Consider the following 20,660-nt stretch of genomic DNA (forward strand, 5'->3'; position numbering starts at 1 on the left):
CGCCTTCTGCGGTGATCGGGCTGATCGGCTCGATTGCTCTGGCAATTGGCGCGGTCGCAGTCATGTTCGGCATGACTCCGGTGAGCACCGTGAGCGGCCAGACCGTCACCTCCGTCATGGCTGACGACCTGATGAACCAATCAAGTGCAGACAGCGCACTCAAGCAGACGGTGGTCAACGGCTGGGTCGCACGAGACCTGCTGGAGATCCTCGCGACGGACGCCGTGGAAGGGCGAGACGAGCGCCCCGCGCTGCTCCTCATGTTGGGGGTCTTGGGCCTCTGCCTGCACATCTCGACCAGTTCGCAGTCGCAGTTGCTCGTCGCAGTCAGCAGCCGGGGTGGCGCACCTGAAGCCTCGGACATTTCATCGAAGGAGAACCAATGAGCACCATCCTGAAGGTGGCCGCGGGCATCATCGTGGCCTTCGTCGCCCTGGCCGTCGGGGCAGTCTTGGTGATCGGCGGCGCCGCGAACGAGGTCAGCAAGGAGATGGAGAAGCAGCAGTCGAGCAACTCGATCACCCAGGCGGAGTTCCGTTCGCTCAAGGACGGTGCCTCCCTCACGGCCGTCCGGAAGAAGTTCGGCAAGCCCGACAACGAGCAGACGCAGCAGATCGACGGACTGGGTCGGCAGACGCACCTCTACTACAACGTCGAGGGCGGGGAGATCGGAGACAGTTACCAGTTGGTCTTCGACGACGGCAAGCTGACGAGCAAGAACAAGTACTGACTCAGTGTTGGGTGGGGCGAGTTGCGCCGGTCCTCACGAACGTGCAGAAATCGCCACATTCGCGAGGACCTGCGCTGTGCGTCAGGCCCGCGTCAGCCCTTGGCTCAGCCGAGCACCTCGTGCAGCACGCGGCCCCGGGCTCCGGACGGTCGCGGAACACCGAGGAGAGCCGCGATCGTCGGTGCGACATCGACATGGCGAACGTGCTGCGACACCCGGCCCGGCACGACTCCGCAGCCACCCATCATGAAGAACGCCTCCTGCTCGGTGGTGGCACCGTGTCGACCGGACGGACCGGACTGCGTGCCCACGGAGATCGACCAGCCGGGCTCGGGCTCGACGATGAGCTCGCCGTGCAGCGGGCTCATGCGCCGCTGCCGCTGCCACACCTTGTCGTACACGCCGATGATGTGGTCCACCTCGGACAGCGCGGCCTGGATGCGACGCTCGTCGTTCACCGCCCCGCCGAGCAGGTGAACGCTCGCGACGCCGCCGACGACCATCACGACGTCGGTGTCGGCGGCCGGGGTCTGGCCGCTACCGACGAACTGACCCTTGTGGCCGGTGGCCGCAATGGCGTCCAGCACCTCTTGGCCGTTGCGCTGGGTGAAGGTGGTCATGCCGTGGTCGCCCTGCAGGATCCACGCGGTGCGCTCGAAGATCCCCGCCTTCTTCGTGGCTTCGATCAGGCGCCCGAGGTTGGCATCCAGCATCGCCAGTGCGGCGGGAATGTTCGGGTTGATGTCACCTCCGGCGTGCCCGAGGGCGTCCAGGTCGTCGCAGTACACCGCCATGAAATCGGGAATGCGCGGGGCGGTGACGTACGGCCCGCCGGAGCGAACGGGACGGCCTTCGATGACGTCGATCATGTCGCTGAACCGGCGGGCAGCCCCACCGTTCTGCATGTACAGGCCCTCGGCGTCGCCGTAGGCGGTGCCGTAGTTCTGCAGGATGAACCACTGCGCGGAAGCGACGGTACCGCCCGCCTCGCGGACCGACTGCGCGATCGTCGGCACGGCAAGGTCACGCATCTGACCGCGGCCGGTGCCCACGCGGGGGTCGTAGAACCACGCGGTGTTGAGCGTGCGCTCCGGCCATGCGCCGGTGGCGACCGACGCCCACGACGGGTTGGTGATCGAGGTCATGACGCCCTGCGTCGTCGACCGGAAGCCGGTGGCAGCCAGCGCGTCGAGGTTCGGCGTCGGGCGGCGCCGTAATAAGCCGGATCGAAGCCGTCCCAGCCCACGAAGATGACGTGGTCAGCCCGTGCGCGCAGGTCGCGTCCAGTGGTGCGAACGGCGGCGTTCGGGTGAACATCGGCTGCACAAGGTCATGCAGAACGCGGCCTATTCGACGCGTTCTGCATGACCGGAGCGCGGTCCGGCGACGCGCCTGGTGTCGTGGGCCCACATCGCAATCTCGACGCGATTGCGGGCCCCGAGCTTGGTCATCAATGCCGCGACGTGCGTCTTGACCGTGCTCAGGCCGACGAAGAGTTCGGTGGCGATCTCGGCGTTGGTCCGGCCGCGCGCCACCAGCGCGAGCACCTCCTCCTCGCGCGGCGTGAGCGGGTCAAGTGGCTGGACCGGTACCGCTGGTGCCTGGTCGGCGAAGGTCGTCAACAGTCGGCGGGTGACGTTGGGGGCGATCAGTGCGTCCCCGTTGGCCGCCGCGTGAACGGCCTGCGCGAGGAGCTCTGGCCCGGCGTCCTTGAGGAGAAAACCACGGGCACCGGCGCGCAGGGCGCCAAGGATGTACTCGTCCAGGTCGAACGTGGTGATGACGACGACCGCCATCGGGTCGGACACGTCCGGCCCGGCCAGACGCCTCGTCACCTCGACACCGTCCAGCCCGGGCATGCGGATGTCGACGAGCAGAACATCGGGCCGAAGCCGGGCCGCCAGATCGAGGGCCGCGATCCCGTCTGCGGCTTCGCCCACGACCTCGATACCGGGTTGCGCGCCGAGAATCATCACCAGCCCGGTTCGGACGAGGTCCTGGTCGTCGGCGACGATCACGCGGATGCTCATGCCGGCGTCTCCACCGGTAGCACGGCCTCGACCACCCATCCGCCCCCGGAGCGCGGCCCAGCGGTGAGTGACCCGCCGAGGAGATGGGCGCGTTCGGTCATGCCCAGCAGGCCGAACCCGGGCTCCGGCACCAGTCCCGGGGCGGTCCGTCCGTCGTCGCTGACCCGTAACCGGACCGCGTCACCGTCGCGGCGAACGTCGATGCCGACCCTGGTTGCGCTGCGGGCGTGCCGCACGGCGTTGGTCAGCGACTCCTGCGCGAGCCGGTAGAGCGCAGCGTCGACCGGTCGGGCGAGTCGGGGCAACGACGCCTCCAGCGAGACCTCGACGCGGGGCGTCGTGTCGGCGCGGGCCAGGGCCGGCAGATCCGCCAGACCCAGCGGCGGTGAGTAGGCATCGGCGGCATCCTCTGCACGCAGCACCCGCACCATGGTTCTCATCTCCGCCAGGGTGCGGGATGCCTCGGACTCGATGGCCGCCAGGACTCCGGCTGCCCTCTCGGGCTCGATGCCGACAACCGCGCGACCGGCCTGCGCCTGCACGGCAATGGCGGAGACGTGATGGGCCACGGTGTCGTGCAACTCACGGGCCAGCCCGACGCGCTCGTCGTTGCGGATCTCACGCTGTCGGCGATGCCAGAGATCGGCGCGGGATCGGAACACCACCGCGAGGGCGATGATCAGCAGCACCAGGACGGTGCCACCGAAGAGGTCAGTCCAGCCCGCGGCGGAGGCGTACATCCCCAGCGCGACGACGACAGTCACGTATGCCGTACCCGCGATGATCTCCCGGCCCGAGCCCCAGCGCACCAAGGAGTAGAGTAGGATCAGGACGGCCATCATGGAGTAGAGCCCAAGGTCCCCGGCATGCGTCGTCAACTGGAGGATCGAGAGCAGCCCGGCGATGCCCCACCCGATCAGGGCAGCCACGAGTGGGTGCGCACGTCGCTGGAGCAGGGCAGGAACCAGCGCCAGGGCCAGCACGGTCACCACGGGCCGCCACGCTAGGCCCGGCCGCGCGATGCCCTCGACCACGACGGTGCCCGCGAACACGCCGGCCAGCAGCCAGTCGAGACGACCGACGGCTGGGGCGTCAGCGGGCCGCGGCTCGTGCCAGATCGAGGGCCGGAGGGTCACGGATCAAGCCTAGGGATCGGCGCTCCGTCGCGCACCAGCCGAAAGTACGAGCGCGGGACCATGCCATCGGCCGGCGAACCCGAGCCTGCGGACCGAGGTGACCGATGCCGGGCCCAGCAATCGTGGAGGTACCGATCCTCACTACATCACCGGAGGCCCATGATGAGTACACGTCACCACACCACCATGCTGGACGACCAGCCGCTCTCGGTGCGAGCGAAGCTCGCCGCCGGGTGGACCAGTTTCATGCTGCTGTACATCTACGTCGACATTCTCGCGTTCTACAAGCCCGGTGTCGTCGATGACATCCTGGCCGGCAAGGTCTGGGAGTTCGACATCACCCAAACGTGGGCGATCACGGCGCTGAGCCTCCTGGCGATCCCGATCCTCATGGTCGTCCTGTCGACGACACTGCCTGCGCGAGCCAGTCGCATCACGAACCTCATCGTGGCCTCGATCCAGGTGCCCTTCGCAGCGTTCAACGCGGTGGGCGAGTTGGGTGAGCCTTGGATGTACTTCTACCTTCTGGGCGTCGCCCTTGAACTGATCGTTCTCGCGATCATCGTGCGGAACGCCTGGGCGTGGCCCCGCACGGTGCGCTGAAACGCGCACTTCGCCGGACCGCGCTCCGTCAGGCGGTCATCGCGGCGCGCGACAGGTGCAGGTACGCGTCAACCTTGAGCGTCAGTACCTGCTTGCCCTCGGCGTTGGAGAGCTGGCCAGCAGTGACCACGAGCGCGCGGTTGCGCTCGGGCTCGGGCGTGATTTGCTCGACGAGCAAGGAGCCGGTGAGCTGGTCGCCGGGCCGCACCGGGCGGAGGAAGTGGATGTCACGAATCGAGCGACCCGCGATGGCCGCCCACTTGACCGCCAGGATGTTGAGGCGCTGGTAGATGGCGAGGGTCTGCAGACCGCTGGCGATGAGCCCGCCGTAGGGCCCGGCAGCCGCGGCCTCGACGTCGACGTGGAACCACTGCGGGTCCCACTGTTCGGCGAAGGCGAGTACCTCCGCCTCGGTCACGTCGTACGTGCCGAACTCGACCACTTGGTCGACGTGGAAGTCCTCTGCGAAGCGCAAGTCATCAAGGTTCACGCGGCTCACATTAGCGATCGTTCAGGCGACAGGTCGGTGGCGGGACTGCGATGGTCCGCGATGCGGATTCGTGACCTCATGGTCGGGTGGGCGTCATCTGGCGGCCATACGGTGCACGGAACCCTCCCCGCCACAAAGGAACCCCATGAGCCACCACCCGCACGCTCATCCTCACCACGACCACGCGCACCCCCACGCCGCTGATGCCGGCCGCAACCTGACCCGACGCTCGATCCTGGCCGGCGGTGCCGCGGCCGCCGCGATCGCCGCGCTCCCAAGCCGCGCGCTCGCCCGCCCGTTGGATCAGGACGTGCGCACCAGCCGCGTCTCCCGACTGGAGAAGGGCATCTGGGCGGCACATTCCGATCTGCACAACCACAGCCAACTCTCCGACGCCGTCGGCGACCCAGGCGCGGCGCACCGCTCCATGCGCGCCGCCGGCCTGGACATCGCCGCGCTCACCGATCACACCGTGGCCGCCGCGCACAATCCCGCGTTCAACGTGTGCCGCTTCGTGCCGGCGCCGCCGTTCGGCGACGAGAACGCCTGCACCTCCGCACTCGGCATGTCGGAGCACGGTTTTGAGGTCACCGGGCAGCACGCCGACGCCGTGGACGCGCCGGGCAGCTTCACCGCCCTGCGTGGCTTCGAGTGGTCCAGTCCCTACCTCGGCCACATCAACGTCTGGTTCACCAGTCAGGTCACCGACCCGTTGGCCACCGGCGGCCTGACCGCCGCCGGGCTGGCCCGCAACGGCGTCTCCATGGACGCGCTGCGCGCCCTGCTGCGGCCGTTGCTGCCGCTCCCCGGAGCCGAGCAACTCCTGACGGCCATTCAAGATGCGGGCCCCGACGGCATGGCCGGTTTCTACACGTGGCTGAGCACGTCTCCGGAGGCGCAGCTGGCCGGGGGCTCCGACGGCATCGCCGGGTTCAATCACCCCAACCGTGAGCCGGAGACCTTCGACGCCTTCGCCTTCGACCCCCGGGTCCGTCAGCGGATGGTGTCGATGGAGATCCTCAACCGCCGCGAGGACTACCTCTTCAAGAACCATTCACGCGGCATGCACTCGCCGCTGACCGCCTGCCTCGACGCCGGGTGGCACGTCGGCCTCACCGGGGTGACCGACGAGCACGGCGAGGACTGGGGTGAGCCGGAGGGCAAGGGCCGTACCGGGCTCTTCCTGAAGAACCTCGATCGCGACGCGGTGAAGTCGGCGATGCTGACCCGCCGCATGTTCGCCACTCGGGAGCGCGGGTTGCGCCTGGACGTGGGCGCCAACGGCAGTACCCGGATGGGTGGGTTCGTACCCGGACGGTCGCCGTGGCTCAACCTCGACATCGACCTCGACTGGGGCACGGAGCGTGCCGGGATGCCGGTGGAGATCCAGATCCTCACCTCCGGCGGCGGCTCCGACGTGCCGGAGGTCTCGCACGTCGAGTCGGTCCGTCTACCTGACCCCCGTGATCGCAAGCCGTTGACCGTTCGGGCGCCCATCGACCGCACCAAGACGTCCTGGGCCGTCGTGCGGATCGCCGATCCGGCGCAGCTCAACGACTCGCCCGGGCCGGCCGGTCACCCCTGCAACAACCGCGCCCTCGCGTACGCGAGCCCGTTCTACCTGGCTGACGCCCGGCCACAGCGTTCCGCCGGCCCGCGCCGCGCGGCCCCGGCACTGCCGATCAGCCTGGGCGGCGGTCACTGACCAGGGGCCCCAGCTTTGGGTCATGCAGAACGCGGCGTATTCCACGCGTTCTGCATGACCGTGGCCGAAGCCTGCTCGTCGTCTGGGGTTCACCCCCGCGACACCGGCAGTTCGCCCACCGCGAACCGACGGTGCGTACGTTGCGACGAATGGAACGTCGTCGCTTTCTCACCCTGACCGCCGGCGTGGTTGCCGGCGCCGCGCTGCTCCCCGCCGTCCCGGCCCACGCCGCCCGCCCATTGCGCGTGCTCGTGGTCACCAACGAACCGTGGGGCACCTACCACATCAAGTCCATCCTCGACGAGGCCGCCGCCGCACGCCCCGCACCTCGCTGGGAGGTCGCGCTCGTCGTGCCGGATCGCAGTGGGGTCACCCCGACCGATCCGGTTCCGGTGGTCACGTTGGCCGAGGCAGCGCACTGGGGCGCCGACCTGCTCGTCGTCAACGGCGCGACCGCGTGGCCGACGCAGGTCGTGCAGACGCTGACGGGGCTGCCGGTCGTGGCCTCGTCCTTCGCCTACCTGACGCCCGTCGAGGCTGCCGGCGCCGCGTCGATCCGCCCGCGGATCGTGGCCATGACCGCAGCCTCGACCTCGGAGGCCGCCGTCTTCGCCGCGCACTTCGGCGTCTCAGCGTCGCGCGTGCGCGTCATCGGCAACATCAACCTCGATGACCTGCCGCCGTACCGGCCCACCCCGCGCACCGCGCTGATCGCCACGTCGGTGACCTACCCGTCGTCCACGGGCGGAGCCGCGCCCGGCACCCAGTTGCTCCTCGACTCCGCCGCCGCGCTCGCCGCCGCGGGCTGGCACATTCGCGTCGGCCTGCACCCGCGCGAGAACCCGGCCCTGTGGAGCCAGTACGAGCGCGCCACCGAGGGGACCCTGATGGCGTCGACCACCGCGGAGGTCACCGTCGGCATTCCCGGATCGGTGTTCCCGCAGATCGCCGCGGTCGGGTGCCCGCTGGTCGGGATCGTCGTTCCCGGGCTCACCGTCCCGGCGTACATCCTCGCCCTGTGTGCCCAGGCCGGATCCGTGTCCGAGGTGCTGACCGCGGTCGAGGCGCGGGCCCTGCCGACGTCTGAGGTCATGACCTCGTCCGTCGGCCCGGTCGGTGGCTCGGGGGACCGGCTGTGGAAGATCTGGCGCCAGTCGGCCGCCCCGTACGGCCAACGACGCTCCGCCTAACCGCACATCCTCACCTCCTCACCGCCCACCCCGGTTCGAGGTATTACGCGGCGGTTTCCCGCCGCGTAATACCTCGAACCGGGGTGGGCGGCTCGAACCGGGGGAGGGGCGGCTCGAACCCGGGGGACTCGCCTACTCGTCGTGCTCGCTGCGCTCGCGACCGAGGGTGGCGAGGAGGTCCTCGTGCAGTTCCATCCACACGTCGTGGTAGGACCCCGTGAGCGGCTTCGCCAGCGCATCTGTGTCACCGCTGCGGAACGCCGCCAACTTCGACTCGAAACGCGTGCGGTAGCTCGCGAAGCGTGGCGCGACGGGGGAGACCGCGTCGATGATGCCGAGCACCTGCGCGTGGATCTGCTCGAGACGGCCGGTGAAGTCCTGCTGCGCGCCGTCCTTGGCCAACTGCCAATCGGTGGTCAACTGCTTGAACGCGCGGTTGGGAGCCAGGAAGTCATCGTAGGCGGCCGTGATCGCGGCGACGTCGGCGCTGTCGACATTGGCGCTGCGCAGGAGGACGTGCCGGGCTCGACCTGCCGGCGTCAGGCTGTAGCCCTTGATCCGCCCGTCCCGCTTCCGGGTGTGGCCGCGCTCCGTCGTCTGCTCAAGGATGGCCTCGGCGCGTGTTCGGTCGAGGCCGGAGCTCTCGGCCACCGCGTCGGGGTCGGCGAAGCCCCGGACCCGCACGGCATGGAGAACCGCGAACTCGTCCGTGTCCGAACCGGAGTCGGTGAGGTCATCGGGCACAGGGTTGCCCCACGAGCCGGTCAGGAACAGCCGCGGAATCATCTCGGTCGCGACGCCGCTGATGATCGTGTCGTAGCAGGCCGAGACCGCCGGATGGATCGTGAGCAGGTCGTGTGACTCCACCATTTCGTCGTAGAGACCGGCGGCTCGCGCGATGGGTAGCGCGAATCCGGCGGTGTAGACCATCGCGCCGGCCTCGATCTTCTCCCGCTGGGACATGGCGGCGATCCGGGAGTACAGGGCCGCCGCCTTGTCGTCGATCGTGCTCCGCAACTCGACGAGTTCGTCGATGGAGAGCGTGCGCAACTCGGAGATCGGGCTGTCCCACGTGTCGCGCGCATAGACGGCCACACCGTTGATGAAGGGCAGGTAGTTGGCCGGGGTGGTGAAGACGGTGGACAGGTCCGTCATCTGTGTCGTCAACTCAGTGCCGCCGTCGAAGAACATGGCGATCGTGAACGAGTACGGCAGGCCCTGCGTCGCGTCCGACCACGGGAAGGCCGGCTCGTTGACGAAGAGGTCACGGACCAGGACGAAGCCGCCGTCCGGGAGGGGATAGGGGCCGGTGTCACCCAGACCGAGCCGGTTGTCGAAGTGGAGCAGGAAGCCCAGCAGTTCGGCCGACCCGTTGAACCGCTGGAACGCCGAGCGGCTGGCCTCGTCGGCCAGCGGGATCCGGTCGGCGACGAAGCGGTCGATCCACGACGACTCCAGGATGGGTGCCTTGAACTCGCGCATGGAGGACAGGAACGGGCCGTCGCCCCAGAGCCCGGCGTAGAGGCGGCGGACGATGCCGAAGGCGTCGCGGACGGTGTCGGCGCGGTAGTTTTTGTCGTGCAGGTTGAGTTCCAGTGCGATCCCACGACCGAAGCTGGTGGCCGTGGCGAGGGCCCAGAGGTGCAACATGTTGACCTTGGTGCCGACCTCACGACGCCCGATTCCGCCGATCTCGATCATGCGGTCCATGCCGACGCGGTCCTCGATGAATCGAAGCCATGTGGGGTGCATGAACCAACAGTTCATGATGCCCATCGCCTCGTACTCCTGGCGGGGGATGAGGCCGGACTCGCCCTCGGTGGCGCGGGCGGCGAGGGCGTCCCACTCGTTCCACGTGTAGTACTTGATGGCCTCGTTGACCTCCTTGACGGAGAGGTCGCGGTGCAGGTCGTCCGGGTCGGCGTACAGGACCCGTGTGGTCATGTCGGCCCGCATCACCGCGTCACCCTCGACGCCGTGGGGCACGACGCCGCCGAACTTCTCGAGCAGCAGCTGGATCTGGGCCATCTGCTCCGGGGACATGGCCGGTGCGGCGTCCTCCGGCGCTGGGGAGTCGTCGACCGGGGCCCCGACCTCGACGCTGACGGTGCCCTTCGGGCGGGCGGAGGCGTCGAGGCGCACCCGCACACCGTCGGCCGGGATGATCTCGCCGCGGCTTGAGCGAACCCCCTTGTCGAAGGTCACCGACATGATGCACGGGATGCCGTACTCGCGGCAGACGATGCCCAGGTGACTCTCGGGCGCCCCCTGTAGGGTCACGACTCCGGCCACGCCCGCGTTGAGCGCCATGGCGAGGAACGTCGTCGTTCCACCCCTGGCGACGACCACGACGTTGCTGACGTCGGCATCGCCCTCGACGAACGCGATGACGTCTTCGGGCGTCTCGAGCCACTTGACGACGCCCTCGACGATCTCGGGGGACTCGTAGACGTTCAGGCCGGTTCCGACCTGCTCGAACGGAGTCGACACATCGACGCTGGACTCACTGACGGTGGACATGAGACCTCCAGGTTGGTTCCGCAACGCGCCCGGTGCGCGGCGGGTGGGGTGGTGGTTAGGCGAATCGAGCGGCAGCGGCGCGGGCGGCGCTGACGCTCTGGTCGACGACGCCGTAGCCGACGGCGCCGTCTTCGCGAGTCATCCGGACGAACTGGATCGCCCGGTGATTGATGCGCTCCAGCAGGTCCTCGTCATTGAGGGACCAACTGTCGCGGACGACATGAGGCAAATGGGGATGGACGACGCCCGAAACCCAGGTGGGATGGCCGTACGTGATCGAACGAGGCAGGACGGCGTGCAACGACTCCAACGCCAGCCGCTCGGAGCGCTCCCCGCCGGAGCCGATCGACACGGCGGCGGAGGTGAAGTGCCAGGAGCCTGACGGGAACTCGGGCTCCACGCCCCGCACGGGGCGAGCCTGCTGCAGCGCTCCGGGGCCCGCGAGTTCGGCCCCGGCCGCGAGGGTGGGTACGACCGCGGCGTAGGCACCGTACTGCTGGCCCTCGGCGTCATGGTGGGTGACCGCCTGCACGGCCCAGTCGTCGAACGCGCCGATCAACCAGAAGAAGGAGGGGGAGGCGTCCTTGACCTCCCACGCGTGCGACTTCGGGGCGTCCCACACGCCCCAGGAGTGGTCCCGATGGCCGCGCCACCCCTCCTCGGTCACGGTCAGATCCCCGAGTGGGCCGCTGACCGTCCCCGTCACCGATCCCATCTGGGCGTACCGGGTCCGATCCTGGACGACGCGGTTGGATCTGATGCGGGTCACCCGGTCCTCCTCGATCGCCGGGGTCACCGCCTCGAAGCGGAGGTCCGCGCGGATGTCCTCGCCGTCGACTTGGATGCGCAGGACGCGCATCGGCTCGATGAAGGAGAGCATGATCGGTCCGCAGGTCAGGTGGGCGCGATCATGCCCGAGCCGGTCGCTCGCGAAGAGCGACTCGTGCCGCCCGCCGCGAGAGACGCTGAAGCCCGCGTCGATCAGCCCCTTGTTGGGGTGCAGGTTGACCACGAGCCCCACGGCGGCGTCCCCGGAGACGTCGGCGAATCCGAAGTAGTACCGCTCGTAGGCGGCGGGGTCGCTCGTGGCCGGTTGATCGAGTGTCGCGGGGGTCTGGTGCAGCGCGAGGTCGTCCCAGACGCTGATCATCGGACCGGCACCTCGAGGAACTCGTCGGCCCCCAGGTCGAGGGCCATGCGTGCACCCCGGCGGATCAGGCGCCGGAACATGGCGTCACCGCGCTCCGTGCGCTTGACGCTCCCGGTGGGCGGGACCAGCATCAGCAGCACGGCGAAGGCCGCCCGGCGATAGGCCTCCCACGCCTCATCGAACGACCAGTCGACACCGCGCGACGCCAGTTCCTCGACGTGGAGCGCGATCTCGGTGCGCTCGACCTCGCGGCGGCGTTCGGGGTCGAGCGAGGTGCCCAGGAGGTACGCGACGTCGAACATCGGGGCTCCCCATCCGACCGTCTGCCAGTCCAGCACGACCGCCCGGTGCTCGTCGAACAGCATGTTGTCGATACGGAAGTCATGGTGGGTCAGGGAGAAGGGGCCGTCGAGAGACTCCGCCCAGCGACCTGCGCCGGCCACGAACCGATCGACGAGCTCGCGCTCCTCCCGGTCGAAGTCCTCCGTGAGGTACTCGCGGGTCGTTGCCCAGGAACGCTCCATCCGCTCGAGGATGCCGGGGATGGGCACGCCGAGGCGTCGATGCAACCACGCCAGTTCGGCCGTCTTCGCGTCGTTCCAGAACGGTGCCTGGAGGGACACGAGTTCCTGACGCAGTCGCCGAACGACCTCGACGGGGGTGTTCGCGAGCTGGTCGAGGGTGGTGAGGTCGGAGAGGTCCTCGAGGAGGACTCCGGTCGGCTCGCCGTCGAAGCGCATCACCCCGAGGAACCGGGGCAGGCTGAGGCTGCTGTTCGGGGCCAACTCGGCGTAGAAACGAGCCTCGCGCTCGTAGGCGCCCAAGGACGCGGCCGTGCCGGCGGATTGCGCATCCAAGGACGGAATCTTGGCGACGAGCGTGGCCGGGCCCGATCCGGGCTCCGCCCACGTCGGGGTGAGGTGCAGCGTGTCTGCGGTGTGTCCGATGCCGATCGGACGCAGACTCAAGCCCACGAGGCGAGCCTGCGGCTGCGCCGCTCCCGAGGCCTGCAGTGCCCGGGTGAGTTCATCTCGGTCGATTCGCTCGTGACCCACTGATGACAAAGCCATGTGTTGCCCCTCCGTCGCGGCATGAGGTGCGGCTCTGCACCTCATATGGTCTACCTTAAAGACATTGGACCAAAAGATCAATGGATCTTTTCATGGTCATTCCCGAGGCGGAGCGCCGCCGGGGCGCGTTTCACTTGCCCGCGGGCTCCCAGGGGTGCGTGCGCGGGTGCGCAAGGGTGGCTCGAGGTGTCGAGTTGCGGGACTCGCCCGCACCGACCTACTCGGAGTCGGGCGAGACCGTGGCGACCTCATCGTCCAGTCGGTCCAACAGAGGCCGGTTCTGCTGCCCTGCACAGTGTCCGGCCATCAGCTCGAAGGCGGTGGTCGGTCGTTGGGCCCGGATTGCCTCGAGGATCGCCTCGTGCTCCTCGATCGAGCGCTTCCGGGCGGCCAGCGTGGAGTAGCGGCGCAGGTCCGCCACCCGCAACTGGGTGTCCCGGCCGATGTGCATCAGGGCCGCCACCAGTGAGTTGCCGCTGGCCGAGTTGACCGCGAGGTGCCACGCCTGGCTGGCACGCAGATACTCGCCCTGGTCGCGCAGCACGTCGATGGTCCGCTGGTGCCACCTCTCCATCTCGGCGAGGTCAGCCTCGGAGCGTCGTCGCGCGGCCAGGGCGGCGCACCACGGCTCGATGATCTCCCGGGTCTCGACGAAGGCGGGATCCTCCGGCCCGAAGCCGTTGCTGTGGGCGTACACGTCCAGGGCCGAGATGAGGTCCTCGGACGAGGGGCGGGAAACGATCGATCCGCCGCCGCGACCCACCCGAGTGGTGATCAGGCCCTGCTGCTTGAGCATCTGCAGGGATTCGCGGACGGTGGCGCGGCCCAGGCGGCTCTGCTCGACCAGCACGCGTTCGGGTGGTAGCGAACTGCCCGGAGGGAGCTCACCGCTGAAGATCTTGGCGCGCAGGACGTCGGCGAACACCTCGGCCGGGGACTGGACCTCGACGGGCTGGAGGTCGAAGGGCCGCGCGGCCGGGGCTCCCTCGGCGGTCGGCGCAGGTCCGGCGTTCACAACGTCCCCTTCTGGTCTGACAATTAGTCAATGGTCGATATTTGTAGACATCATACTCCAGGGACGACTACGCGGCCGCCCCCCCGGAGTGATCTGAGGTGCGGCCGCGCCCGAATCGGACCGGTCAGCGGGTGATGAGCGCGTCGAGCGCCTCGATCTCGTCGCCGGAGACCCGCAGGGGGTTGACCTCGACCGACTCGATCTCGTCGCCCAGCGCCTGGGCCAGCTCGGCCACAGCGAGGATGACCTCCACGAGCCGGTCCTCGTCCACCGGAGCGCTGCCCCGGAAACCGCCCAACAGGCGGTGGCCGCGCAGCTCCGTGAGCATCTCGCGCACGTCATCGGCGCCGACCGGCAGCACCCGCAGCGCACTGTCCTGAAGCACTTCCACGAGCGCGCCGCCGAACGCCACGGCAAGCACCTGACCCCACTCCGCATCCCGGGTGACCCCCACGAGCAACTCCAGGCCACCGCGACGCATCGGGCTGACGAGCACCCCGTCGAGGCGCACCCCGGCGGATGTCGCACGCGCAACGATCCGGTCGTAGGCCGCGCTCACCGCTTCGGGGCCCTCGAGGTCGAGCTCGACGCCGCCGAGCTCCGTCTTGTGGGCGACCTCGCCGGAGCACATCTTCAGCACCACCGACCCGCCCAGGGCCGCCGCCGCCGACACCGCCTCCGCACGACTGCCCACCAGTTCGGCGGGCACCATGGGCACTCCCGCGGCGGTCATCACCGCGCGGGCGTCCTGCTCACTCAGCGGCCCGCCCTGCCCGGGCAACCGCACGCGAGCCGGTGAGCCCAGCGCCTCGGCGCCCGCCACGCCTGCCACACCGGTCCGACCCGAACGGGCGCGCAGCCAGCCCGACCATTGGGTCAGCCCGGCCGCGGCGAGAACGAACCGCTCCACGCTCGGCATGACGTGCTGGACTCCGGAGGCCACCTTGACCTCGTTGACGTAATCGGACTGCACCTGGTCGATCTGGGGGAAGATCACGCCCGGCACCCCGGTGGCGGCGCACGTCTCACCCACCGCGCGGAACGTGTCGTCGCGCTGCGGCTCACCCGCGGTCGGGAGCGACGTGACCACCCCGATCAATCCGATCTCCGGCTCGTCGGCGAACGCCTCGATGCCCTTGCGCCACACGTCCGGGTTGGCCAAGGCGCCCCCGGTGACATCGAGCGGATTCTGCGGGTGAGCATAGGCAGGCAGGATCTCCTCTAGCCGCGCGGAGGTCCGCGCGCTCAGGGATGGGAAGGTGATGCCCAGGTCCTGACCGCGGTCGGCGAGCAGATCGCACGCTCCGCCGGAGACGGACAGGACGCCGACGCCCTCTGCCCGGAGCGGACCGATCTCGGCACACAACGCACCCGTGCAGATGAGGTCCTCCACCGACTTCACCCGGATCACCCCGTCCTGGCGCAGAACCGCATCGATGACCTTGTCGTCACCGACGAGCGCCCCGGTGTGCGCAGCGGCGGTCTGCGCGGCGAGCTCGCTGGAACCGGCCTTGAGGATGACGATGGCCTTGCCCAGTTCGGCCGCGCGACGCGCCGCCTCGCGGAACACCGCCGGCTTGCGGATGGTCTCGGCGAACACGGCGATGGCCTTGGTGTTCTCGTCCTCAGCCAGGTAACCCACGGCGTCGGCGACCGTCACCATCGCCTCGTTGCCCGTCGTGATGACGTAACTGAAGCGCACCCCTTGTCGGCTGGCATAACCGACCAGCGACGAGGCCACTGCGCCGCTCTGCGACACCAGCGCCAGGTGACCGGGTTCGACCGGAAGGTCCAGGCCCAGCCCGCAGGCCGCGATCCTCTCCCAGAGGTTGACGAAGCCGAGGTGGTTCGGGCCCAGGAGCAGCACGTCGGCTGCCCGGGCCTGATCGACCAACTCCTGTTGCCGTTTCACACCCTCGCCACCCTGCTCCGCCCAACCTTGGCTGAGCACGATCGCCGCTCGCGCACCGGCCTCGATCGCGTCGGTCAAGGCAGCGGAGGTCGCGTGTTGCGGGGTCAGCAGGTACGCGCAGTCGATGCCGCCCGTGATCGCCGTGCACGTGGGGACCGTGTCAACGCCGTGGACCTGCGCGCTGCGGTTGTTCACGAGGAACAATTCACGACCGGCCCCCACCCGCTGATACTGCTGGAAGGCGCGTCGGGAAAAGAGGTTCTTCTCACTGGCCCCGACCAGTGCCATCCGGGACGGACTGAAGAGCCGCCGCATCGATTCCGCCCGCACCGGCGTCATGGTCGGATCGTCGATCGTGCTGGTCATGCGAGAACCTCCTGGGTGGTGTGCAAACGCTGCAGCGCGTCGAGGTCGGCGCGACTGAGCCCGACGTGTTCGATGAGGTACTGCTCGGTCCCGCCGAGATCGTTCTCGAGGTGGTCGAGCACCATGTGCATGGCCAGTTCCGGAGTCTCGAACATGACCCGAACCGCCTCGGGCTCGGCTCCTGCGGCCCGAATCCGGTCGGCGAAGCGGTCGATGAGACCAGCAGCGTTGACCCCGGAGAGCACGTAATCGTCGACGATGAGCTCCCGTGGTACTCCGAGGAGGGACAGCAGAACCGCCACGCAGATGCCGGTCCGGTCCTTGCCGTTGGCGCAATGCACGAGGTTCGGCAGCGCGTCCTCCTGCGCCCAGGTGTGCAGCACATCGCCGATCGCCGCAGCCTGCCGGTGGAGCACTTCGATGTAGAAGGTGCCCAGATCCTCCGCGGAGTATTCGGTGATCCGACCGGCCTCGATGTCGCCCATGAGGTACGTTGCGCTCCCCTCGCCGCCCTCGGCGATCGGGACTCGGAGCACCGTCGCACCACTGACCGCCGACCACAGCGAGTGTCGGTTGTCGTACTCGAGGTCGCTGCGCAGGTCGACGATGGTGCGCAGACCGAGCTGTTCGAAGGCGGCCGCTTCGGTGGGGTTGAGCGACCCCGGGTCATCGCCGAGGCCGGTCAGCGCCTCGCCGCGATAGACCCGACCGGGGCGGACCCAACCGCCGTCGTGGGTGGGCAGTGGTCCCAGATCGCGGACGTTGGCAGTGCCGGCGAGGGGAATCGAGCGGGCGGCCGCGCCGGGTTGGAGCAATGGCGACGTCATGGCAGCACCACCGCTCGGACGATCTCGCCACGGGCCTGCCGTGCGGCCACATCGGCGATCTCATCGAGCCCGACCCGAGCCTCGATCATCCCTTCGATCTCGATCCGGCCGGTGCGCCACAGATCGCTCATTCGGGGCACCTCACGGCGCTGGTCGCCCGAGCCGAAATAGCTGCCGCGCATCGTCTTCTGGTCGTGAAAGAGTTCCTGGGCGCTGAACTCCACCGGTTCGTCCCGGCCGGCCCCCACGACGACCACCCGGCCGCCGCGACGGACGAGGTCCCAGGTGGCGCGGATGGTCTGGGCCCTGGCCACCGCATCGATACCGACGTCGAAACCACCGGCGTCCACACCCTCGGGCAGGCTCCCGCGGGAGAGTTCGTCCGGCGCAACGGCGCTGGTCGCACCGAGTCGGAGCGCAGCCTCACGCCGAGCCGGCGTCGGGTCCAGACCCACGATCACCGACGCTCCGGCCACCCGTGCACCCTGAATGGCACTGAGCCCGATCGTGCCGCACCCGACAACGACGACCGTGTCACCGGCCGCGACCTCGCCCGTGCGCAGTGCGGCCCCCATCCCGGTGGGAAGGGCACATCCCATGAGCGCTGCCACCTCGAAGGGGACGTCGTCCGGAAGGGCCACCAATGCCTGCGGCGTGAGGATCGTCTCCTCGGCGAAGGTGGCCGTTCCCATGCCCACGCCGAGGGGCTTCCCGTCGAGGAACAGGGTCTCTCCCGCCGAGCGCTCACCGGCGCGAACGCGGTTGCGACAGATGTACGTCTCGCCCCTCACGCAGGCATAGCAGCGGTCGCACGGCGGAACCCAGTTCACCAGCACCCGGTCGCCGACGGACCAGCCGGCCACGGCTCGCCCGACCTCGGCGATCTCTCCGGCCCCCTCATGACCGAGCACCACCGGGAAGGCCTGACCGAAGGCCCCCTGTGACAAGGAGATGTCGGACTGGCACAGGCCGGCCGCGCGGATCCGTACGACCACCTCTTGGTCGGAGGGATCACGTCGTTCGATGTCGTGGACCTCGAACGACGAGCCGGCTTCGAAGACAACTGCTGCGCGCATCTGGTGTGCTCCCTCTAGCGTGCTTGGGTCGGATGGGTGCGTGGGTCGGATGGTGAGGCGGGATCACCCAGGATGGAGCGAGCCTCGAGGTACTCGTCGAGTCCGTGGCGGCCGAGTTCTCGCCCCAGACCGGAGCGTCGAAAGCCCCCGAAGGGGGAGACCGGCGGCATGGGGGTGCGTTGCCCGTTGACCCGCACCTGGCCGGCCCGCAGGCGGCGGGCCACGGCCGCGGCTTCCGCCTCGTTTCCGGCCCATACCTCGGCGGAGAGGCCGTACTGGGAATCGTTGGCCCGTTCCAGGGCCTCGTCGACGTCTGTGTACCCGAGCACCGTCAGGACCGGTCCGAAGACCTCCTCGCGGGCGATCTCGGCGTCGTCCGAAACGTCCGTGACGATCGTCGGAGTCTGGAAGAAGCCTTCCGTAGGCAGGTCAACCGTGGCGGGGTGCAGGGTCGCGCCATCTGCTGCGGCCCGCTCCAGGAAGCCCCGGACCCGTTCGCGCTGAGCGGCGCTGACCATCGGACCGAGGGTGGTCTCCGCGTCGAGTGGGTCGCCGGCCACGTATGCCGACGCAGCGGACACGGCGACCTTGACGAGCCGCTCACGCTCGGGCTCGGGCACGTACAACCGGGTCGGCGCATTGCACTTCTGCCCGGCGTTGACGAAGCAGTTGCGGACCGTGGCGGCCACCGCCTCCTCGAGGGGGGCATCCGGCAGCACCACGGCTGGGGACTTGCCCCCCAATTCGAGGGTGGCCCGGGCAATCCGCTCGCCGGCGACGGCGCCGATGTGACGGCCCACCCCGAGCGAGCCGGTGAACGAGACCACCTCCCAACCGTCGGCCTGCAGCAGCGCCTCGCCGGTGACCGGGCCGGTGCCTGTGACGACGTTGACCACCCCAGCGGGGAACCCGATCGTGTGGGTGAGGTGCGCGATCGCCAGCGCGTTGAAGGGCGTCAGTTCCGAGGGCTTCAGGACCACCGTGCACCCCGCCACCAGGGCGGGCGCCAACTTCGCCATGATCTGGTGGACCGGGAAGTTCCACGGCGTGATCGCCAGCACCGGCCCGGCCGCCTCCAACGTCACCGTCGTCCCCGACTCATCGCGGTGCTCCCACTCAAGGGTGCGAGCCAGCGACGCGTAGGTCCGAGTGACCGCGGCAGGCAGGGCCACCTGCCCGCCACGGGAGTCCCGCACCGGCATGCCGATCTCGCACGAGGCGAGCACGGCGAGCGCGTCGGTCACGGACTCGAGGGCCTCGGCCAGGCGCTCGACGAGGTCCGCCCGAGCGGCGGGCGCGAGTGAACTCCACTCCGGGAAGGCGTGGACCGCCGCCGCCACCGCGGAGGCGGCGATCTGGGCACCGGACTCCGGGACGAGCCCGATGACCGCCTCGTCGAAGGGATCGACGACCTCGATCTGGGGGACATCGGGGCGCAGCCAGGTCCCGTCGACATAGACGCTCGACTCCGGCACGCCCAGCTCGGTCAGGGCCTGACGGGCTTGTCGCACACCCATGTCAGGTCGGGATCTGGGAGACCGTGACCGGCACGTCGATCCAGCCACGGAAGAGGTTGTGGCGCAGACGTGTCGGCTCGCCGGTCACCTCGAGCCGGATCCCGCGACGCACCAGCTCTCCGAGGAGGGTCCGGACCTCGGCACGAGCCAGGTGGGCTCCGAGACAGAAGTGGACGCCCCAGCCGAACGCCAGATGGTCAGTCGGGTTGCGATCGATCCGGAACGAATCCGGGTCGTCGAAGACCTGCTCGTCACGGTTGGCCGAGGAGAACCAGAGCACGACCTTGTCGCCCTGGGCGATGTCGGTCCCGTGCAGGGTCATGTCCTCGGTGGCCGTGCGCCGCATGCATGACACGGGGGTGATGAAACGGAACATCTCCTCGGCCGTCGAGTTGATCAGGGTCGGGTCCTGCTGGAGCCGGGTCCAGTTGGTCGGGTCCGAGTCGAGCGCGACGATGCCACCGGACACGAGGTGTCGGACGGTCTCGTTGCCGGCCGCGACGAGCAGGATGAAGTAGGCGGAGAGTTCGTCCGCGGTCAGCGGTCGCCCGTCCTTGAGGCTCGTGGCGAGCACGGTGGTCAGGTCGCCGGTCGGCTCGGCGCGACGGCGCTCCACCAGTCCCTGGAAGTAGGCGAGGGCTTCATCGCGGGCGGCCTGCATCGCGGCCTCGTCGACGGCATGGTCCGGGTCGGCGCTCTGCATCCGGTTGGCCCAGTCGACCATCTTCGGTGCGTCCTCGCGGGGAACGCCGAGGACCTGGGCCGCGATGAGCATCGGCAGTCTCGCCGCCACGAGATCGACGAGGTTGAAGGAGCCCGCCGCCTGGGCGTCGTCGAGGAGTTCGCCGACGACCTCGTCGATGACGCTCTGCCAACCGCGCGCCTTCGCCGGACGCAACTCTGGAGCGCTGATTCGCCGCAGTTTGCTGTGCTCCGGATCGTCCATGTTGTGCAGACTGTTCAGTTTGCCCTCAACTCGTCGGCTGACGATCTGCGTGCCGTCGGCCGATGAGAAGCGGGCCGCGTCATCCGCCGCCGCCTTGACGTCGGCGTACCGCGTCAGACTCCAAAAACCCGGCCCATCACCGGGCTCGTCGTTCCAATGGACCGGGTCGTCGGCTCGCAGCGCGGCGAAGAGCTGCGGCTCCTCCCCCCGAACGAACTGGCTGAGATCCATGAGGTCGATGTGTGTGGCCAGCGTGCCCATTTCCGCCTCCTGCTCGTGCGCACCGTTGCGCCAAACCCACGCCCTGCGGGCTCATCCATATCAGGCCAGAGCGCACCACATTTGTCAACCATTGGACCTAGCAATTGGTCGATATT

At 69.1% G+C, this 20,660-nt stretch carries 18 protein-coding genes; 5 read left to right on the forward strand and 13 right to left on the reverse strand.

Features of this window, described 5'->3' with window-relative positions:
* The first annotated feature begins 11 nt into the window (after positions 1-11).
* Entirely contained in the window at positions 12-386 is a 375-nt protein-coding gene (locus KD1_RS07035) for a hypothetical protein (protein WP_068399586.1), read from the forward strand.
* Positions 383-730: a DUF3862 domain-containing protein gene (locus tag KD1_RS07040; RefSeq protein ID WP_068399589.1), complete on the forward strand. Its 348-nt coding sequence runs from the start codon at positions 383-385 to the stop codon at positions 728-730. The genes KD1_RS07035 and KD1_RS07040 overlap by 4 nt, the downstream gene beginning before the upstream one ends.
* Positions 731-834: 104 nt before the next feature.
* Here the strand turns inward: KD1_RS07040 and KD1_RS07045 are convergent, their stop codons facing one another.
* The 3 genes from KD1_RS07045 to KD1_RS07055 all read right to left on the reverse strand — a co-directional run bounded on the left by KD1_RS07045 (position 835) and on the right by KD1_RS07055 (position 3,896).
* A complete protein-coding gene (locus KD1_RS07045) occupies positions 835-1,971 on the reverse strand; it encodes an alkaline phosphatase family protein (protein ID WP_083542220.1) in 1,137 nt (378 codons plus the stop codon).
* A 105-nt stretch (positions 1,972-2,076) separates the two neighbouring features.
* Entirely contained in the window at positions 2,077-2,760 is a 684-nt protein-coding gene (locus KD1_RS07050; protein ID WP_068399595.1) for a response regulator, read from the reverse strand.
* On the reverse strand, positions 2,757-3,896 hold the full coding sequence (locus KD1_RS07055; protein WP_068399599.1) for a sensor histidine kinase: 1,140 nt from the start codon (positions 3,894-3,896) through the stop codon (positions 2,757-2,759). The genes KD1_RS07050 and KD1_RS07055 overlap by 4 nt, the downstream gene beginning before the upstream one ends.
* 162 nt (positions 3,897-4,058) lie before the next feature.
* Between KD1_RS07055 and KD1_RS07060 the strand changes: the two genes are divergently transcribed.
* Positions 4,059-4,499, forward strand: coding sequence for a DUF6326 family protein (locus KD1_RS07060; RefSeq protein WP_083542223.1), 441 nt, complete (start codon positions 4,059-4,061; stop codon positions 4,497-4,499).
* A gap of 28 nt (positions 4,500-4,527) precedes the next feature.
* Here KD1_RS07060 and KD1_RS07065 read toward each other — a convergent pair whose 3' ends face one another.
* On the reverse strand, positions 4,528-4,989 hold the full coding sequence (locus KD1_RS07065) for a MaoC/PaaZ C-terminal domain-containing protein (RefSeq protein WP_068399606.1): 462 nt from the start codon (positions 4,987-4,989) through the stop codon (positions 4,528-4,530).
* Positions 4,990-5,134: 145 nt separating this feature from the next.
* Here KD1_RS07065 and KD1_RS07070 point away from each other — a divergent pair, with 145 nt between their 5' ends.
* Complete coding sequence (locus KD1_RS07070; RefSeq protein ID WP_068399609.1) at positions 5,135-6,694, forward strand: CehA/McbA family metallohydrolase domain-containing protein; 1,560 nt, start codon at positions 5,135-5,137, stop codon at positions 6,692-6,694.
* A gap of 149 nt (positions 6,695-6,843) precedes the next feature.
* Positions 6,844-7,884, forward strand: a complete 1,041-nt coding sequence (locus tag KD1_RS07075) for a hypothetical protein (protein ID WP_083542222.1) — start codon at positions 6,844-6,846, stop codon at positions 7,882-7,884.
* 132 nt (positions 7,885-8,016) lie between these two features.
* On the opposite strand, the gene KD1_RS07080 is transcribed toward KD1_RS07075, so the two are convergent.
* The 9 genes from KD1_RS07080 to KD1_RS07120 form a co-directional block, all read right to left on the reverse strand.
* Complete coding sequence (locus tag KD1_RS07080; RefSeq protein ID WP_068399612.1) at positions 8,017-10,404, reverse strand: PEP-utilizing enzyme; 2,388 nt, start codon at positions 10,402-10,404, stop codon at positions 8,017-8,019.
* A gap of 55 nt (positions 10,405-10,459) precedes the next feature.
* The gene (locus KD1_RS07085; RefSeq protein ID WP_068399615.1) at positions 10,460-11,554 is read right to left on the reverse strand and encodes an Rv3169 family protein; all 1,095 of its coding nucleotides are present in this window, start codon (positions 11,552-11,554) and stop codon (positions 10,460-10,462) included.
* Entirely contained in the window at positions 11,551-12,624 is a 1,074-nt protein-coding gene (locus tag KD1_RS07090) for a phosphotransferase family protein (protein ID WP_068399618.1), read from the reverse strand. Before KD1_RS07090 ends, KD1_RS07085 begins: the two co-directional genes overlap by 4 nt.
* A 217-nt stretch (positions 12,625-12,841) precedes the next feature.
* Positions 12,842-13,639, reverse strand: a complete 798-nt coding sequence (locus tag KD1_RS07095) for a FadR/GntR family transcriptional regulator (RefSeq protein ID WP_068399621.1) — start codon at positions 13,637-13,639, stop codon at positions 12,842-12,844.
* A gap of 124 nt (positions 13,640-13,763) precedes the next feature.
* Positions 13,764-15,917 carry an acetate--CoA ligase family protein gene (locus KD1_RS07100; RefSeq protein WP_217995820.1) on the reverse strand — a complete coding sequence of 718 codons (2,154 nt, stop codon included), beginning with the start codon at positions 15,915-15,917 and terminating at the stop codon, positions 13,764-13,766.
* The gene (locus KD1_RS07105; RefSeq protein WP_068399624.1) at positions 15,914-16,744 is read right to left on the reverse strand and encodes a tyrosine-protein phosphatase; all 831 of its coding nucleotides are present in this window, start codon (positions 16,742-16,744) and stop codon (positions 15,914-15,916) included. Before KD1_RS07105 ends, KD1_RS07100 begins: the two co-directional genes overlap by 4 nt.
* A complete protein-coding gene (locus KD1_RS07110; protein WP_068399627.1) occupies positions 16,741-17,820 on the reverse strand; it encodes an alcohol dehydrogenase catalytic domain-containing protein in 1,080 nt (359 codons plus the stop codon). The genes KD1_RS07105 and KD1_RS07110 overlap by 4 nt, the downstream gene beginning before the upstream one ends.
* Before the next feature lie 14 nt (positions 17,821-17,834).
* Entirely contained in the window at positions 17,835-19,337 is a 1,503-nt protein-coding gene (locus tag KD1_RS07115) for an aldehyde dehydrogenase family protein (protein WP_068399630.1), read from the reverse strand.
* Between the two features lies 1 nt (position 19,338).
* Entirely contained in the window at positions 19,339-20,544 is a 1,206-nt protein-coding gene (locus KD1_RS07120) for a cytochrome P450 (protein WP_217995821.1), read from the reverse strand.
* Positions 20,545-20,660: the final 116 nt, after the last annotated feature.

This window comes from Kribbia dieselivorans NBRC 106261 (assembly GCF_001552435.1).
In the GTDB taxonomy this organism is placed as follows: Bacteria; Actinomycetota; Actinomycetes; order Actinomycetales; family Dermatophilaceae; genus Kribbia; species Kribbia dieselivorans.

Coding starts and splice junctions, on each gene's coding strand:
- KD1_RS07115 (WP_068399630.1), bottom strand. CDS start 19,337: ATGGGTGTGCGACAAGCCCGTCAGGCCCTGACCGAGCTGGGCGTGCCG.
- KD1_RS07090 (WP_068399618.1), bottom strand. CDS start 12,624: ATGGCTTTGTCATCAGTGGGTCACGAGCGAATCGACCGAGATGAACTC.
- KD1_RS07085 (WP_068399615.1), bottom strand. CDS start 11,554: ATGATCAGCGTCTGGGACGACCTCGCGCTGCACCAGACCCCCGCGACA.
- KD1_RS07110 (WP_068399627.1), bottom strand. CDS start 17,820: ATGCGCGCAGCAGTTGTCTTCGAAGCCGGCTCGTCGTTCGAGGTCCAC.
- KD1_RS07080 (WP_068399612.1), bottom strand. CDS start 10,404: ATGTCCACCGTCAGTGAGTCCAGCGTCGATGTGTCGACTCCGTTCGAG.
- KD1_RS07060 (WP_083542223.1), top strand. CDS start 4,059: ATGAGTACACGTCACCACACCACCATGCTGGACGACCAGCCGCTCTCG.
- KD1_RS07040 (WP_068399589.1), top strand. CDS start 383: ATGAGCACCATCCTGAAGGTGGCCGCGGGCATCATCGTGGCCTTCGTC.
- KD1_RS07075 (WP_083542222.1), top strand. CDS start 6,844: ATGGAACGTCGTCGCTTTCTCACCCTGACCGCCGGCGTGGTTGCCGGC.
- KD1_RS07100 (WP_217995820.1), bottom strand. CDS start 15,917: ATGACCAGCACGATCGACGATCCGACCATGACGCCGGTGCGGGCGGAA.
- KD1_RS07105 (WP_068399624.1), bottom strand. CDS start 16,744: ATGACGTCGCCATTGCTCCAACCCGGCGCGGCCGCCCGCTCGATTCCC.
- KD1_RS07070 (WP_068399609.1), top strand. CDS start 5,135: ATGAGCCACCACCCGCACGCTCATCCTCACCACGACCACGCGCACCCC.
- KD1_RS07120 (WP_217995821.1), bottom strand. CDS start 20,544: ATGGGCACGCTGGCCACACACATCGACCTCATGGATCTCAGCCAGTTC.
- KD1_RS07050 (WP_068399595.1), bottom strand. CDS start 2,760: ATGAGCATCCGCGTGATCGTCGCCGACGACCAGGACCTCGTCCGAACC.